The following is a 15,643-nucleotide window of genomic DNA, read 5'->3' as shown; positions in this document are numbered from 1 at the left end:
TCGTCGATGGGCGGCAAGCGCGTCGGGATCATGGGTGGCACGTTCGACCCGATCCACAACGGTCACCTCGTCGCGGCGAGTGAGGTGGCCGGCCGGTTCCACCTCGACGAGGTGGTGTTCGTGCCGACCGGCGAGCCGTGGCAGAAACCGCGCGGGGTCACACCGGCCGAGGACCGCTACCTGATGACGGTCATCGCCACCGCCTCGAACCCGCAGTTCCAGGTCAGCCGGGCCGACATCGACCGGAGCGGGCCGACCTACACCGTCGACACGCTGCGCGACCTGCGGGCCCTGCACGGGCCGGACGCCGAGCTGTTCTTCATCACCGGCGCCGACGCGCTGGCCAAGATCCTCTCCTGGAAGGACGCGCTCGAGGTCTTCTCGCTGGCGCACTTCATCGGGGTGACCCGGCCCGGCTTCGAACTGACCGACGAACACCTCCCCGCCGACACGGTCACGCTGGTCGAGGTGCCCGCGATGGCCATCTCATCGAGTGACTGCCGCACGCGGGTCGCCGCCGGGAAACCGGTGTGGTACCTGGTGCCGGATGGTGTCGTGCAATACATCGCCAAGCGCGGCCTGTATCGCGACTCGGGGAATGTCACCCCTGTGTGAGACGCTTGAGTCTCGAAGGACCTTAGTCAGAGGGGATGCTCTTGCCCGTCACCGAACGCGCTCTGGAACTCGCCATGGCGGCCGCCCAGGCCGCAGCGGACAAGAAGGCGCAAGACATCGTCATCATCGACGTGGGCGACCAGCTCGCCATCACCGACGCTTTCGTGATCGCTTCCGCCTCCAACGAACGACAGGTCGCCGCGATCGTCGACGCCGTCGAAGAGGCTCTGCTCGCGCTCCCCGAGAAGGCGAAGCCGGTTCGCCGCGAGGGCGAGCGTCAGGGCCGCTGGGTGCTTCTCGACTTCATCGACATCGTCGTCCACATCCAGCATGCCGAGGAACGCGAGTTCTACGCCCTCGACAAACTGTGGAAAGACTGCCCCAGCCTGGAGTTCGTCGACCGCGACATGGCCGACGCCGAAGCCACCGGCGCGGCGTGACGCGGCTCATCGTCTGGCGCCACGGCAACACCGACTGGAACGCGAAGCACCGGGTCCAGGGTCAGACCGACGTGTCCCTGAACGAGCTGGGCCATCAGCAGGCTGTCGAGGCGGCGGCGCTGCTGGTCCGGTTCAAACCCGGCGCCATCGTCTCCAGCGACCTGCGCCGGGCCGCCGACACGGCCGCCGCGCTGTCCGCGGTGACCGGGCTCGAGGTCTCGACCGACGAACGGCTCCGCGAGCGCTACTTCGGGCTCTGGGAAGGTCTGACGATGACCGAGGTCGCCGAGCGGCGGCCCGACGAGTACGCCCGCTGGACCCGCGGTGAGGACGTCATCGGCGGCGACGTCGAGACCCTCGACGACCTGGGTAAACGGGTGAGTTCGGCGCTGATCGACGCGGCCGGGCTGGTCCCCTCCGGCGGCACCGTGGTGGTGGCCACCCACGGGGCCGGCGCCCGCTCCGGCCTCGGGCACCTGCTGGGCTGGCCGCGCGAGCAACTCCGCACGTGGCGGGCCCTGCAGAACTGCCACTGGGTCGAGCTGACCCACGACACGTCCCGGGGCTGGCAGCTGGCCGCGTACAACGTCGGGGCCTTCTCCGACCGGCCCGTCCCGCCGCCGGTCTGAGTCGTCCGGTCCCGTCCCGGGCCCGCCTGGGTCGCCCGGCCTGTTCCGTGGCCTGGCCTGGGTCGCCCGGCCTGTTCCGTGGCCCGGCTGAGTCGTTGCGCCAGGAACCGATCTCGGTGCCGTAGCGTCTCATCCCGATGAAGATCACCCGACCTCTCGTCCTGATCGCGGTCGTGGCGGCCCTGGCCACCGCCGGGTGTGCGCGCTCGACCGACACCAGCGGCCAGCCGTCGGCCGCCTCCCCCGGTGGTCAGCCGCCGGCCGCGTCGTCGGCGTCGCCCGGTCTGCCGGAATCCTCCGACCTGCCGGCGCCCAGCAAGGGCGGCGATCCGGGGGACACCGGCGCCCAGACCATCACCGGCAAGGTCTCCGCCGGCGTGGAACCGAACTGCCTGGTACTGACCGGCGGCGGAAAGAGCCACCTGCTGATCTTCGCCGACGCCGCGCTGAAGGCCGAGGCGAAGGAAGGCGCCACCGTGGTCGTCACCGGCCGGGCCGACCCGAGCCTGATGACCACCTGCCAGCAGGGCACGCCGTTCCTCGTCACGGCCGTCCGGCCCGGCTGAGGCTCTCTCCGCGCCGACCCGCCCGTCATCAGCTACGGTGCCCCCATGACCGTCGCGGTCGTCACCGACTCCACCGCCTACCTGCCCGCCGAGCTGGGCGGCACGTATGACCTGACCGTCGTGCCCCTGACCGTGGTGATCAACGGCGATTCCGGTCTCGAGGGCAGCGAGATCACCCCCGCCGAGGTGGCCCGCGCCCTGAACGCCCGGCGCTCCGAGGTGAGCACGTCCCGGCCGGCGCCGGCCCAGTTCGCCGAGGCGTACCGCAAGCTGCTGGCGGCCGGCGCCGACGGCGTGGTCTCGATCCACCTCTCGGCGCAGCTGTCCGGCACCTACGACGCGGCCCGGCTGGCCGCGGCCGAGGTGGGCGACCGGGTGCGGGTGGTCGACAGCCAGACCACCGGCATGGGCCTGGGCTTCGTGGCGCTGGGCGCGGCGACGGCCGCCCGGGCCGGCGGATCGCTGGACGCGGTACGCCAGGTCGCGGTCGACGAAACCGCCCGCACGAGCACCCTCTTCTACGTCGACTCGCTGGAGTTCCTCCGCCGGGGCGGCCGCATCAACGCCGCCGAGGCCCTGGTCGGCACCGCCCTCTCGGTGAAGCCGATCCTGCACGTCGTCGAGGGCGCGATCGTCATGCGCGACCGGGTCCGGACGGCCGGTCGTGCCCTGGCCAAGCTGGTCGACCTGGCGGTGGACGCCTCGGGCCCGGGCGAGGTCGACATCGCCGTGCACCACCTCGGCCGGCCCGACCGGGCCGCCGCCCTGGCCGACGCGGTGTCGATGCGGCTCGGCGACCGGCTGCGCGACTGCTACATCGCCGAGATAGGCGCGGTGGTCGCCGCGCACGTCGGCCCCGGCGTGGCCGGCGTGGTGGTGCATCGCCGCTGACGCCCTTTGGTCTGAGCACACCCGTGCGTCGGGCTGCTCTCTCTTCGCTCTGAGCACACCCGTGTATCGGGCTGCTCTCTTTGCTCTGAGCACGCCGATGCCTCGGGCCGGTCTCTTTGCTCTGACACGCCGGCGCATCAGGCCGGGCGGGTCCAGCGGGGTGGGTCGAGGTCGGGGACCGGGGTCAGCTCGGGGCGAGCGTCGGACCAGGGGCGGATCGTGCCGTCCCAGTCGACCTCGTCGGCCGCCGGGAGCAGGGCGCCCGGCGTGGCCACGGCGCGGGTCCGCAGGCCGTCGACCAGGGTCAGCTCGGTCGCCCCGGGCAGCGTCTCGGCCTGGCGGGCGTACTCCTGGATCCGCTGGATCGTCTCGGCCCGCCGCACACAGTCGTGCAGCGGCTCCCCGGGCGCGGCCTGGTAGGGGATCGTGCGCCCGCCCGGGCCGCTGACGTACGCCATCGGGGTGATCGCGCGCGGCGAGGCCAGGTACATCACCTCGGCCCGGGCGAACAGCTCCGGCAGGTGGGCGCTGCCGTCGGCCGTCACGATCAGCGTCGCGTGGTCCGGCGCGAAGGCGACCGGCTCGCCGCCGACCTGCGCCGACAGCCGGGCCAGCCAGCCGTCCAGCAGCAGGTGCGACGTCCAGTAGGCGCCGTCCCCCGCGAACTGCACGATCACCGGCTCGTCGGCCACCCCGTGGAGCACCGCCCCGGACAGGTTGCCGCGCGCGGCCGCGAACACTTCGTCGGCGGTCACGCCCCAGCTCGCGAGCTGGTCGGCGCCGACGTACGTCATGGTGTCGGGCTGATCGACCACGACGAACTCGGACAGGAACGGCAGCCGTGGCCGCCGCAGCGGCGCGTCCGGGCCGCTGGCCGGGATGCCGGCGCGCAGGTGAGCCGGCCGGAGCAGCGGCCGCAGCATCGGGCACACCTCGGCCCAGTCGCGCGGCAGCCCGGGTTCGCTGAGGCAGCCGGCGACGTAGCTGTCGACCTCGGCCCGCCGCTTCCGCCGCCCGCCGCCTCGTCGCGCCCGCGTCTTCTCTCTCGCCGCGGCCGGCGCCGGGCCCGCGGTCGTGGCCTTCTGGCCTCGCCGGGGCAGCGACTTCAGCAGCGGCTCGAGCGGCAGGACCGTCGCTTCGTCGGCGCCCGGCCGGGTGAAACGCACCGCGAACGCGGCCGACTGGTAGCGGGCGTCGGTCACCCCGGCCCGTCGCAGCCGCCGGATGATCTGGCTGGCCAGCCGCGCACGGGCGATCCGGTGCAACAGCCCCACGGCGCGGCCCCTCTCTGCCAGGTCGCAGACCCTACCGCACCGCCACGATCACCGTCGCCTCAAGATCTTCGTCGCTCACCACCTCGGGACGCAGGCCGGACGCCCGGGCCGCCGCGGTGGCCGGCTCGATCTGGGCCCGGGTGATCTCGGACAGCAGCACCCCGCCGGGCGCCAGCCACCCGGGCGCCCCGGCGGCCACGGCGCGGAAGACGTCGAGCCCGTCGCCGCCGCCGTCGAGCGCGGTGTGTGGCTCGTGGTCGCGCGCCTCGGCCGGGAGCAGCGGGATGTGCCCGGTCGCCACGTAGGGCACGTTGGCCAGCAGGACGTCGATGGCCAGCGGCCGGGGAAGCGCCGCATAGAGGTCGCCCTGGAACACCTCGCCGATGCCGGTCAGGTTGTCACGGGCGCAGGCGACCGCCACCGGGTCGACGTCGGCCGCGTAGAGCGTGATCGCCGGCCGCTGACGCGTGACGGCCAGGCCGAGGGCGCCGGACCCGCAGCACAGGTCGACCACGACCACGACCGCGCCCGGAGCGGTGCGCCGGACCGCCTCGCGGACCAGGAGCTCGCTGCGGACGCGCGGGACGAAGACGCCTGGGCGCAGGCGGACCCGTACCCCCGCGAAGTCGGCGTGCCCCACCACCTGCTCGAGCGGCTCGCCCCGCGCGCGCCGCCCGACCATCGCGGCCAGAGCCGCGTCGCCGGAAGCGGCCTTGACCAGCATCGCGGCCTCGTCCTCGGCGAACACGCAGCCGGCCGCCCGCAGCGTGGTCACCACCTCGTCCTCGGTCATGGCCACAGGTTTAGCATCTCGTCCAAGCCGGCCCGGGAGTTATCCACAATCGACGGTTATCCACAGGGCCGGGGGCGACGGGCCGGCCCCGCTGCCTAGCTTCGCCGCGTGCCCAAGCGTGATGACAACGACGAGGTGGTCCAAGCCCGGTTCCGGTCGGTGCTGGCCGCCGACCCGCCGATCCACGACGCCTTCGCGGACCGCAGCCCGGTGTCCTGGTCCGAGCTCATCCCGAGCTGGCCCGACGACGTCGACCTGCCCGACCAGCCGCCCGACCAGCCGCCCGAATCACCGCCCGATCCACCCGGGCCGGGCCCGCGGGCGCCGGCCGACCTGGCCGCCATGGCCGCGGTCCGGCAGCCGTGGCGACCGGCCGCGGCGGAGGATCCCGGCGACGCGCCGCCGCGGCTCGGCGCGGCCGGGGCGTTCGGCGGGCGGCTGGCCGCTTTCGATCTAGGCCGGCCCGGCGTGAAGGCGCTGGCCGCCGTGGCTGCGCTGGTCGTGATCATCGCGGGCTTCCTGGCCTGGCGGGCGCGACCGCAGACCGAGACGCTGGCGCCGGACGAGCCGAAGGCGCCCGCCGCGGTGAAGCACGACGAACAGGACCCGATGGCGATCCCGCCGCCCAGCGGATCGGCCTCGGCCCAGGTGGTCGTCGCGGTCGCCGGCAAGGTCGCCAGGCCCGGGCTGGTCACGCTGCCGGCCGGTGCGCGGGTGGCCGACGCGCTGGCGGCGGCCGGCGGGGCCCGGCGGGGCGTCGACCCCGGCCCGCTCAATCTGGCCCGCAAGGTCGTCGACGGCGAGCTGATCATGGTCGGCGCCCCGCCACCGTCGGTCGCCGTGGCCGTCGCGCCCGGCGCTGCTCCCGGCGGCCCGCTCAATCTCAACACCGCGACGGTCGCCGACCTGGACACCCTGCCCGGCGTCGGGCCGGTGCTCGCCCAGCGGATCCTCGAGGCCCGCGACGCCCAGGGCGGCTTCAAGGCGGTCGGTGACCTGCGCAAGGTGAGCGGCATCGGCAGCTCGCGATTCGAGCAGCTCAAGGACCTGGTGACGGTGTGATCCCCGACCTGCGGCTGGCCGGCTTCGCGGTGGCCACGTGGCTGGCCGCGCTCGGCTGCCTGTACGCCTCGGCGCCACTCGGCTTCGGGCTGGCCGGGACGGCCTTCGCGCTGGCGGCCGTGGGCGGGGCGGTGTTCCGGCGCCGGCCACGAGGGGCGGCGTGGATCGTGATCGCGCTGCTGCTCGGGGCCGGATGCGGCGCGGTGGCCACGGCCGCCCGGGTGCTCGCCCGCGAGTCGGTGCCGCTGCGTGAGCTGATCGAGAGCGGAGAGACCGTACGCGCGGAACTGATCGTGCGGGACGACCCACGATCGCTCGCGAGGTCGGCCGGTCAGCCGCCCACCTATCTGGTCGCGGTGGATGTCCGCCAGGTCGGGAACCTCGGCCTGCACGCCCGGGGGCTGGTCCTGGGCAGCCACGACGGCTGGCGCCCGCTGCTGCCGGGCCAGCGCGTGACGACCACCGGCCGCCTCCTGCCACCCCGCGGCGGCGACCTGCGCGCGGTCGTGTTCTCCGTCCGCGAGCCGCCCGAGCCGCACGGCGAGCCGTCCTGGGCGCAACGCGCGGCCGGGGTGCTGCGGGCGGGCCTGCAACGAGCCTGCGAGCCGCTGCCGGACGACGCCGGCGGCCTGCTGCCCGGCCTGGTCGTGGGCGACACCAGCCGCCTCGACCCGGCACTCGAGGCCGACTTCCAGGCCACCGGGATGACTCATCTGAACGCGGTCAGTGGTGCGAACGTCGCGATCGTGCTGGGCGTCGTGCTGTTCGCGGCGCGCCGGTTGCGGGCCGGTCCGGTCCTGGCCGCGGTCGTCTGCGCGGTCGCGTTGGTGGGGTTCGTGATCCTGGCGCGCCCGTCGCCCAGTGTCGTGCGGGCGGCGGCGATGGGCGCGATCGGCCTCATCGGACTCGCCACCGGCCGGCCGCGGGCGGCGCTGCCGGCCCTGGCCGCGGGCGTGGCCGGGCTGGTCGTCGTCGACCCGGAACTGGCCGGTGACGCCGGGTTCGCGCTGTCCGTGCTGGCCACCGGCGGCCTGCTGCTGCTCGCCCCGACGTGGCGGGACGCCCTGCGCCGCCGCGGCTGGCCGGCCGGCGCGGCGGAGGCCCTGGCCGTGCCGGCCGCCGCTCAGGTCGCGTGTGGACCGGTGGTGGCCGGCCTGTCCGGGACGGTGAGCCTGGTGGCCGTCCCCGCGAACCTGCTCGCCGTCCCGGCCATCGCCCCGGCCACGCTGCTCGGGATCGCCGCCGCGGTGGTGTCGCCGGTGTGGGCCGGCGGGGCGGAGTTCGCGGCCTGGCTCGGGCACTGGCCGGCGCGGTGGCTGGTGCTGGTGGCGAGCTACGGCGCGCGGTTGCCGGCCGGGGCGCTGCCGTGGCCGGGCGGTGTCACGGGCGCTCTGCTGCTCGGTGTGATCACGGTGGCGTTGCTGGTGGCGGCGCGGCGGGTGATCGTCCGGCGGCTGGTGGCGGTGATCGCCCTGGGCGGTGTGCTCGGCGCCCTGCCGGTGCGGATCCTCGCCTCGGGCTGGCCGCCGGCCGGTTGGCTGGTCGTGGCCTGTGACGTCGGCCAGGGCGACGCCGTCGTCCTGCCCGCGGGGGACGGCCGGGCCGTGGTGGTCGACGCCGGCCCGGAACCCACCGCGGTCGACACCTGCTTGCGGCGGCTGGGCGTACACACCGTGGTGGTGTTCGTGGTCAGCCACTTCCATGTGGACCACATCGGCGGCGTGGCCGGCGTCTTCCGCCACCGCGCCGTCGAGGCCGTGATCGGGCCGGACTTCGCCGAGCCGCCGGCCGGTCGACGGGCAGTATCCGAATTGTCGGCTGTCACGAACGTCGGTCCAGGGTGGACATATCGGGCAGGCGGCGTCACGCTTCAGGTGATCGGTCCGCCCGAGCTCCTGCACGGCACCTCGTCCGACGCCAACAACAACTCGCTCGTGCTGCGAGCCGTGATCGACGGCCGGGTGATCCTGCTCCCGGGCGACGCCGAGACCGAGGAGCAACATGCGCTCCTCTCGCAGGCGCTACGTGTCGAAGCGGACATTTTGAAGGTTGCTCATCACGGCAGCGCGTATCAGGAACCGGCGTTTCTGGACGCGGTTGATCCTCAGGTGGCGCTGGTCAGCGTCGGCCGGGACAACGACTACGGTCACCCCAACGGGGCGCTGCTGGAGAGGTTGCGGCGTGGCGGCGCGCGCGTTCTGCGTACCGATGAATCGGGTGACCTCGCCGCGGTCGCGACCGGCAACGGTCTGTCCGTCGTCACGAGGGGGCATTGATCATCTTTCTGTTCACGCGGCACCCATAACGTCCGCCGACCTCACCCGTTCGTGGCTGCCCGAGGCCTTCGTGCGGAAGGGCGGGGCGGTCACGGTCAAGCCCGGACCCAACCCCAACACCCTTTGGGTACGCGCGACGCAGACCTCCCCATTGACTACCAGCGCCGATCGCGGGGAGACCTCCGCGTGACCGCTGCGGGTTGTCCCGCGTCTCGGCCGACACGCCCGGGTTAGGCCGTTGGTGCGGGGAGGGGTCGGATGATCGGGTTCGATGTCATGCGACCGGGTTGTCCGGGGCCGCGGAGACATTCAGCCTGATCGAGGGGATTTGCGGTTCCCGGGGCATGTTCGCGGGTCGATATGTTGGTATTCGTCCGGTGTCCAGCGCTTGACGGCCCGGGGGTGTGGCCGGTCGAACTGTCACACCCGCGTGCGACGATGTTGGGCGTGAGCGACGCACCCCCCGCCCCGTTGCTGCTCGTCCAAGGCGACGAGGAGCTGCTGGCCGCCCGTGCCGTGGAGGCGGCCGTCGCGTCGGCCCGCGCGGCTGAGCCGGGCGCCGATGTGCGGGAGTACGAGGCCGGCCAGCTCACGCCCGGTGAGGTCGCCGAGATGCTGAGCCCGTCGCTGTTCGGCGGGCGGCGGGTGCTGGTCGTCCGCGGTGGTCAAGACGCGCGTAAGGATCTGGCGGTGGCGCTGCTGGCGTACGCGAAGAATCCCGACCCCGACGTGACCCTGATCGTCACCCACCCGGGTGGCGCCAAGGGAAAAGCGTTTGCCGACGGGCTGAAATCGGCCGGCGCGACCGTGGTGGCCGCGGCCAAGCTCAAGGGCGACCGTGAGCGGGTCGCGTTCGTGCGCGACGAGTTCCGGCGCCACGGCGGCAAGTGCGACGAGGCGGCGGCGTCGGCGCTGATCCAGGCGGTGGGCAACGACCTGCGCGAGATCGCGGCGGCCTGTTCACAGTTGCTGGCCGACACCGACGGCAAGATCACGCCGGGTGTGGTGGCGCGCTACTACCGCGGGCGGGCCGAGGCGAGCGGCTTCACGGTGGCCGACGCGGCCATGATCGGTGACGTGCCCGGCGCGTTGGAGGCGTTGCGCTGGGCGCTGCATGTCGGCGTCGACCCGGTGCCGATCGCCGATGCCATCGCCGACGGCGTGCGCACCGTCGCCCGGGTGGCGTCGGCCGGGCGCGGAAATCCCTACCAGATGGCCAGCAGCCTCGGCATGCCGGCGTGGAAGATCCAGCGCGCCCAGGAACGTGCCCGCGGCTGGAGCCCCGAGGGCCTGGTCGACGCGATGCAGGCGGCGGCCGACTGCAACGCGGCCGTCAAGGGCGGGGCCGAAGATCGCGGCTGGGCCCTGGAGCAGGCGGTCTTCGCCGTGGCCGCGGCCCGCAAGGGCCCGGCGAGATGAGCCGCATGATCCGGTCGCGCCGGGCGGCTCCCGCGCACGACCTTCCGCTGTACGCCCGCCTGCTCGGCCTGCGACAACTCGCGCCGAGCGGCTTCCTCTGCTTCGTGTTCCTCGAGGGCACGGTGGCGCTCGGCGTCCTGCTGGCCCTGGCCGAACTGGTCAGCTGGTGGGGCGTGCTGGTGCTGCCGCTGACCGTCGCCGGCATGGTCAAGCTCAACGACATCATCGCCGGCGTGCTCAGCCGCCCGGCGACCACCGCTACCTCCGGCGGACCGGGCGGCGAGCGCCCGCTGGTCCGTCCGGCCGTGGCGGCCTCGGCCCCGGCGCCGGCCCATTCCGAGTTCGCGATGGACGACCTTTCGCTGTCCCGCGCGCGGACCGTCGACCTGCGAAGCCTCGGCCCCTCGTTCCCCGGCCTGGCCGAGAGCGATGGGGGCGATCGGCTCCGGTCCGGCACGACGCCGGGTCAGCGCAGTGTCATCCGGCGCGACGTGTGGCCCGGCAACCTCCTCGACGATCCGGCCGACCAGACCGGGCCCGGCGTCGGCCTCGGCAGTGGCTGGCTGGGCGGCGCGTCCGACTCGGGGGAGACGCGCGGTGAGCGGGCGTGGCCCGGCGACCTGCTGGGTCCGCCCGGTGGGCCGGCCGAGTTGCCGATTCAACCCGTTGGGCCGGGCGAAGCCGGTCGGGGGCGCGGTCGGCCGGGGGAGTCGGCTGAGCCGAGTCCTGAACATGGTCGGCCGGAAGAGCAGCCGGGTGGGCCGATCGGGGCGTTCTGGGATCTCAGCCGGTCGGATGACCAGCGTGGGCTCGGTGAGCGGCGCGGGTTCGACGATCTGTCTGGAGAACGGCGCGGGTTCGGTGATCTGCCCGGTGAGCGGCGCAAGTCCGGTGATCTGCCGGGGGAGCGACGGGGGTCCGGTGAGGTGCGGCGCGAGCGGGGGCTGTCCGGTGAGGCGCCCGCCGACCGCGGGCATTCCGGGGAGTCGAACATCACGACGGTTCCCGACCCGGCTTCGCCGAACGAGGCCGCTCACGTCTGGGCCGAAGACCCCGAGACCACTCGGCGGCGGTCCCGGCAGTCGGCCGCGCGCCGCTACGAGTGACCGGTTCGTCACTTTCTTTCTGAGGAACAGCTTAGAACCTGTTCGTTTTTGGCTTTGGCTGGTCACGAGGGCTGCGTTGCGATCATACGGTCGCGGTGCCCGCGCGCTGTTGGAACGCGAGAGCAAGTCCTTCCTCGCCCCTTGGGCCGGCCACCGTTTTCCGGCGGTGGCCGGCCCCCCAAAGCGGAGCGTGGCCGCGATGAGGGCCGGTCGCGATGGGGAAGCCGGCGAGGCGGGATGCTGGCGAAGCGGGAAGCCGGACTCGGTCATCGCCGGCGCGATCCCGGGCGAGAGAGACCTGGTCGCGGGCGCAGGACCTCAGGATGGGCGCAGGATACCTTGATTGCGGCCGCCGGGAGCTCAAGGCAACCGCAAAGCCCTGAATGCGGACGCGGCGGGCCTGGCTTGGACACGGCAAACGGGCACCGCGGCGGAACCCCCGAAGGAGAACCGGCGATGCCCGGGTGTGCCGATGCGCCGGCGTCAGCCGCGGGTTGAGCCGCGGCCGCGCGGGATCAGGCGGACAGCGACGTAACGCGCTTGGCGATCGCCGACTTGCGGTTCGCCGCCTGGTTCTTGTGGATGACGCCCTTGCTCACGGCCTTGTCGAGCTGGCGCGACGCAACGCGCAGCAGGGTCGTGGCCGTCGCGGAGTCACCGGCGTCGCTCGCCTCGTTGAGCTTGCGGATGACCGTCTTCAGCGACGACTTGACCGACTTGTTGCGCAGCCGGGCCTTCTCGTTCTGCCGGTTGCGCTTGATCTGGGACTTGATGTTCGCCACGCGACAGCCTTGTCCTGACTAGTTCGGAAGGTTCCGAGCGGATGATGTCTTCCGTCGCGGGTCACGCCAGCAGTCAGCGGCGCGTCACCACAACGCGAAGAACCACGTTACCAGTCCGCCCCAGTCCCACCAAAACCGGTCGGCCACCCCCGGCGGGCGGCCAGCCAGGCGAGGGCCTGGACGCCGCTGTAGCGGTGGTGCTGCCGGGCGGTCGGCGCGGCCGTGCCGGTGGCGCCGCCGGCCCGGGTCAGCCAGTAGCCGCTCATCGCGGCCAGGGCGCCGTCCACGCCCTCCGGCGGGGGTGACCAATCGGCCAGCATGGCGTCGGCGTCGTGCCCGCTCGCCCAGGCGCTGACCAGCAGCGTCACCGTGTCGAACCAGGGTGCGCCCAGGCAGGGCCAGGTCCAGTCGCAGAGCCAGGCGTCGCCCGCGGTGTCGATCATGACGTTGTCGATGCGGAGGTCGCCGTGTGCCACTCCGCCGCCCGCGACCAGGGGCGGGAATCCCTGTTCGAGAGCGGCCAGCTCGGCGTGGTGTGACCGGGCCCACGGCGGAACCAGATCGGGGGGTACGCCGCCCGCGCTCCACCACGAGAGCTCGTCGCGGACCAGGTCGGGCAGGCGGGGAAGCCCGGCCGCCAGCAGCGCCGCCGGTGGATCGGTGAGGGCGAGAGCGGCCGAGCGCCACGCCGCCAGCGTGGCCGCCAGTTCGGCCGGCCGCCACGGGAGGGCGGGGATGTGGCCGTCGATCGCCGCCAGGGCCAGCACGTAGTAGCCGTCCACCTCGCAGGTCCACAGCGGGCGCGCGGCGGGCACGCCGTCCGGCAGCAGGGCTGTTATGTGCGCCTCGCGGGCGTACGCATAGCCGGTGTTTCCGAAGGGTGCGGCCTTGACGAACACGCGCCGGCCGGACCCGGTCGTCAGCACCCCGGCGAACGCGGTGGTGAATCCGCTGGTCGCGCTCGTGGCGGAGGTGATCGGCGCGTCCAGGCGCCGCGAGACGGCGTCGCGCACGGCGGCCGGCAGATCATCCCAATCAGGGCGTACGGCCGTCGCCGAGTACGGGATCTCGGGCAGCGATACCGGACGCATGACGTCCATCCTGCCGTTCGAGGCTCGGCCGCATTTTGTCGTACCCGAATGGCACGATCCTGTTCCATGAGAACCGACGACTTCTGGGCGGTCATCGCCCGCGCGACCGCCGACCGGCCGGGCTCGCCCGCGGTGGTGGCCGAGCGCGCGGTCGACGAGCTGACCTCGCGTGACCCCGAGGAGATCGCGGCCTGGGGGCGACACCTCGACAAGGTGATGGCGGCCTCCGGCACCGAAGACCTGTGGGCGGCGGCCTACCTGATCAACGGCGGGTGCTCCGAAGAGGGCTTCGACTCGTTCCGGGGGTGGCTGATCGCCCATGGGCGTGACGTGGTGGCGCGGTCGGTGCGCGAGCCCGATTCGCTGGCCGAGCTGCCGGCGGTGCGGGCGGCGGCGGCCAGCGGCGCGGTGTTCGAGGCGGGCGAGGTGCTGTCCATCGCGCAGTCCGCCTACCAGCAGGCCACGGGCACCGACCTGCCGCCGTCCGATGTCAAGGTGACCCGTCCCGACCCGGCCGAGTTGTGGGACTTCGACGACGAGGAAGAGATGGGCAAGCGCCTTCCGAGGCTGTCCGCGCTGTTTCTGGAGCCTCCGGAGTAACAGCGGGAGCCTCCGAAGCAGCAGCCTGGAGCCGCCGGAGTAAAACCACGCGGCGCGGCGTGGGACGATGGGAGGCGCTTGGACCCTGAGTTACTACGAGAACGGACGACCGTTGCCCGACCCCGTCGTGAACATCATCGGGGCGACCGACCCGGGTCGCATCCGCAACTTCTGCATCATCGCGCACATCGACCACGGCAAGTCCACGCTGGCCGACCGCATGCTGCAGATCACCGGGGTGGTCGACCCACGGCAGATGCGAGCGCAATACCTCGACCGGATGGACATCGAGCGCGAGCGCGGCATCACGATCAAGTCGCAGGCCGTGCGTATGCCCTGGGTGATCCGTCAGGGCGACCGCAAGGGCGACACGGCCGTGCTCAACATGATCGACACTCCGGGCCACGTCGACTTCACCTACGAGGTGTCGCGCAGCCTGGCCGCCTGTGAGGGCGCCGTGCTGCTGGTCGACGCGGCCCAGGGGATCGAGGCGCAGACGCTGGCCAACCTCTATCTCGCGATGGAGAACGACCTGCGCATCATCCCGGTGCTCAACAAGATCGACCTGCCGGCGGCCCAGCCCGAGAAGTACGCCGAGGAGCTCGCCAAGCTGATCGGCTGCGAGCCCGACGACGTGCTGCGCGTCTCCGGCAAGACCGGCGTCGGCGTGGAACACCTGCTGGACGAGATCGTGCGGAACTTCGTGGCGCCGGTGGGCGACGCGGCCGCGCCGGCCCGGGCGATGATCTTCGACTCGGTGTACGACGTGTACCGCGGCGTGGTCACCTACGTCCGGGTGATCGACGGCCGGATCGAGGCCCGCGACAAGATCAAGATGATGTCCACCGGCGCCGTGCACGAGCTGCTGGAGATCGGCGTCGTCTCGCCCGAGATGGAGAAGGCGGGCGCGCTCGGCGTCGGCGAGGTGGGCTACCTGATCACCGGCGTGAAGGACGTGCGCCAGTCCCGGGTCGGCGACACCGTCACCGGCCACGCCCGGCCGGCCAAGGAGGCCCTGGGCGGCTACAAGGACCCGAGGCCGATGGTCTACTCCGGCCTCTACCCGATCGACGGCTCGGACTACCCGGCGCTGCGTGACGCGCTCGACAAGCTCAAGCTCAACGACGCCGCGCTCACCTACGAGCCCGAGACGTCCACGGCGCTCGGCTTCGGCTTCCGCTGCGGCTTCCTCGGCCTGCTCCACCTCGAGATCATCGGCGAGCGGCTGGAGCGCGAGTTCAACCTCGACCTGATCTCCACCGCGCCCAACGTGGTCTACCAGGTGATCACCGAGGATCTTCAGGAGTCCACGGTCACCAACCCGAGCGAGTTCCCCGAGGGCAAGATCGCCGAGATCCACGAGCCGGTGGTGCGCGCCACGATCCTGGTGCCCAACGAGTACGTCGGCGCGGTCATGGAGCTGTGCCAGGGCCGCCGCGGCCAGTTGCTCGGCATGGAATACCTCTCCACCGAGCGGGTCGAGCTGCGCTACACGCTGCCGCTGGCCGAGATCATCTTCGACTTCTTCGACCAGCTCAAGAGCAAGACCAAGGGGTACGCGTCGCTCGACTACGAGCCGTCCGGCGAGCAGGTCGCCGACCTGGTGAAGGTCGACATCCTGCTGCACGGCGAGCCGGTCGACGCGTTCAGCGCGATCGTCCACAAGGACAAGGCCTACGGGTACGGCGTGGGGATCGCCGCGAAACTCCAGAAGCTGATCCCGCGCCAGCAGTTCGAGGTGCCGATCCAGGCGGCCATCGGCAGCCGGATCATCGCCCGCGAGACGATCCGCGCCATCCGCAAGGACGTGCTCGCGAAGTGCTACGGCGGTGACATCAGCCGGAAGCGCAAGCTGCTCGAGAAGCAGAAGGAAGGCAAGAAGCGGATGAAGATGGTCGGCCGGGTCGAGGTGCCGCAAGAGGCCTTCATTGCGGCGCTGAGCACCTCCGATTCCCCCGACGCAAAAGGGGCGAACAAGAAGTAATTCAGGGTCATAACCGCTCGAACGGGACTAGATCTCGATCGAGCGGTTTGGGTTCTGGAAGGGTCGGGAACTCCTCGGTTCGACGGACGCAACACCTTGCTCCATCCTGAGGAGG

At 72.5% G+C, this 15,643-nt stretch carries 14 protein-coding genes and 1 pseudogene; 11 read left to right on the top strand and 4 right to left on the bottom strand.

The window, feature by feature from the left end:
* The first annotated feature begins 6 nt into the window (after positions 1-6).
* The 5 genes from nadD to AB0M54_RS40925 all read left to right on the top strand — a co-directional run bounded on the left by nadD (position 7) and on the right by AB0M54_RS40925 (position 3,141).
* On the top strand, positions 7-615 hold the full coding sequence (nadD, locus tag AB0M54_RS40945; RefSeq protein ID WP_364320557.1) for a nicotinate-nucleotide adenylyltransferase: 609 nt from the start codon (positions 7-9) through the stop codon (positions 613-615).
* A 41-nt stretch (positions 616-656) separates the two neighbouring features.
* The gene (rsfS, locus tag AB0M54_RS40940; protein WP_364477570.1) at positions 657-1,055 is read left to right on the top strand and encodes a ribosome silencing factor; all 399 of its coding nucleotides are present in this window, start codon (positions 657-659) and stop codon (positions 1,053-1,055) included.
* Positions 1,052-1,684 (top strand): histidine phosphatase family protein, encoded by a 633-nt coding sequence (locus tag AB0M54_RS40935; protein WP_364477517.1) that lies wholly within the window; start codon positions 1,052-1,054, stop codon positions 1,682-1,684. Before rsfS ends, AB0M54_RS40935 begins: the two co-directional genes overlap by 4 nt.
* Before the next feature lie 137 nt (positions 1,685-1,821).
* On the top strand, positions 1,822-2,250 hold the full coding sequence (locus AB0M54_RS40930; RefSeq protein WP_364477515.1) for a hypothetical protein: 429 nt from the start codon (positions 1,822-1,824) through the stop codon (positions 2,248-2,250).
* A 45-nt stretch (positions 2,251-2,295) separates the two neighbouring features.
* Positions 2,296-3,141: a DegV family protein gene (locus tag AB0M54_RS40925; RefSeq protein ID WP_364320561.1), complete on the top strand. Its 846-nt coding sequence runs from the start codon at positions 2,296-2,298 to the stop codon at positions 3,139-3,141.
* 137 nt (positions 3,142-3,278) lie between these two features.
* Here the strand turns inward: AB0M54_RS40925 and AB0M54_RS40920 are convergent, their stop codons facing one another.
* Positions 3,279-4,415 carry a hypothetical protein gene (locus AB0M54_RS40920; protein WP_364477513.1) on the bottom strand — a complete coding sequence of 379 codons (1,137 nt, stop codon included), beginning with the start codon at positions 4,413-4,415 and terminating at the stop codon, positions 3,279-3,281.
* A gap of 31 nt (positions 4,416-4,446) precedes the next feature.
* Positions 4,447-5,208: a putative protein N(5)-glutamine methyltransferase gene (locus tag AB0M54_RS40915; protein ID WP_364477511.1), complete on the bottom strand. Its 762-nt coding sequence runs from the start codon at positions 5,206-5,208 to the stop codon at positions 4,447-4,449.
* A 108-nt stretch (positions 5,209-5,316) separates the two neighbouring features.
* Between AB0M54_RS40915 and AB0M54_RS40910 the strand changes: the two genes are divergently transcribed.
* From AB0M54_RS40910 to AB0M54_RS40895, 4 genes and pseudogenes are all read left to right on the top strand, one after another.
* A complete protein-coding gene (locus AB0M54_RS40910) occupies positions 5,317-6,270 on the top strand; it encodes a ComEA family DNA-binding protein (protein ID WP_364477509.1) in 954 nt (317 codons plus the stop codon).
* Complete coding sequence (locus AB0M54_RS40905) at positions 6,270-8,546, top strand: ComEC/Rec2 family competence protein (protein WP_364477567.1); 2,277 nt, start codon at positions 6,270-6,272, stop codon at positions 8,544-8,546. Before AB0M54_RS40910 ends, AB0M54_RS40905 begins: the two co-directional genes overlap by 1 nt.
* Before the next feature lie 438 nt (positions 8,547-8,984).
* Positions 8,985-9,965 carry a DNA polymerase III subunit delta gene (holA, locus tag AB0M54_RS40900; RefSeq protein ID WP_364477507.1) on the top strand — a complete coding sequence of 327 codons (981 nt, stop codon included), beginning with the start codon at positions 8,985-8,987 and terminating at the stop codon, positions 9,963-9,965.
* Positions 9,962-10,195 (top strand): annotated as a pseudogene (locus AB0M54_RS40895) (hypothetical protein); the annotation flags it as partial. The gene holA and the pseudogene AB0M54_RS40895, both read left to right, overlap by 4 nt.
* 1,391 nt (positions 10,196-11,586) lie before the next feature.
* On the opposite strand, the gene rpsT reads toward AB0M54_RS40895, so the two are convergent.
* Positions 11,587-11,853, bottom strand: a complete 267-nt coding sequence (gene rpsT, locus AB0M54_RS40890; protein ID WP_364320571.1) for a 30S ribosomal protein S20 — start codon at positions 11,851-11,853, stop codon at positions 11,587-11,589.
* Between the two features lie 107 nt (positions 11,854-11,960).
* The gene (locus AB0M54_RS40885) at positions 11,961-12,944 is read right to left on the bottom strand and encodes a phosphotransferase (protein ID WP_364477505.1); all 984 of its coding nucleotides are present in this window, start codon (positions 12,942-12,944) and stop codon (positions 11,961-11,963) included.
* Between the two features lie 66 nt (positions 12,945-13,010).
* Here AB0M54_RS40885 and AB0M54_RS40880 point away from each other — a divergent pair, with 66 nt between their 5' ends.
* A complete protein-coding gene (locus tag AB0M54_RS40880; protein WP_364477503.1) occupies positions 13,011-13,544 on the top strand; it encodes a DUF4240 domain-containing protein in 534 nt (177 codons plus the stop codon).
* A gap of 112 nt (positions 13,545-13,656) precedes the next feature.
* A complete protein-coding gene (gene lepA, locus AB0M54_RS40875) occupies positions 13,657-15,528 on the top strand; it encodes a translation elongation factor 4 (RefSeq protein ID WP_364320577.1) in 1,872 nt (623 codons plus the stop codon).
* Positions 15,529-15,643: the final 115 nt, after the last annotated feature.

The sequence above is a fragment of the Actinoplanes sp. NPDC051470 genome (assembly GCF_040682035.1).
Taxonomy (GTDB): domain Bacteria; phylum Actinomycetota; class Actinomycetes; order Mycobacteriales; family Micromonosporaceae; genus Actinoplanes.
The sequence above is the reverse complement of the archived record's forward strand: the minus strand, read 5'-3'. Positions and strand labels throughout refer to the sequence as shown.

Bases quoted from the DNA above. Each gene is read 5' to 3' on its own strand.
- nadD (WP_364320557.1), top strand. From the start codon at position 7: ATGGGCGGCAAGCGCGTCGGGATCATGGGTGGCACGTTCGACCCGATC.
- AB0M54_RS40930 (WP_364477515.1), top strand. From the start codon at position 1,822: ATGAAGATCACCCGACCTCTCGTCCTGATCGCGGTCGTGGCGGCCCTG.
- AB0M54_RS40925 (WP_364320561.1), top strand. From the start codon at position 2,296: ATGACCGTCGCGGTCGTCACCGACTCCACCGCCTACCTGCCCGCCGAG.
- AB0M54_RS40915 (WP_364477511.1), bottom strand. From the start codon at position 5,208: ATGACCGAGGACGAGGTGGTGACCACGCTGCGGGCGGCCGGCTGCGTG.
- holA (WP_364477507.1), top strand. From the start codon at position 8,985: ATGTTGGGCGTGAGCGACGCACCCCCCGCCCCGTTGCTGCTCGTCCAA.
- AB0M54_RS40885 (WP_364477505.1), bottom strand. From the start codon at position 12,944: ATGCGTCCGGTATCGCTGCCCGAGATCCCGTACTCGGCGACGGCCGTA.
- AB0M54_RS40880 (WP_364477503.1), top strand. From the start codon at position 13,011: ATGAGAACCGACGACTTCTGGGCGGTCATCGCCCGCGCGACCGCCGAC.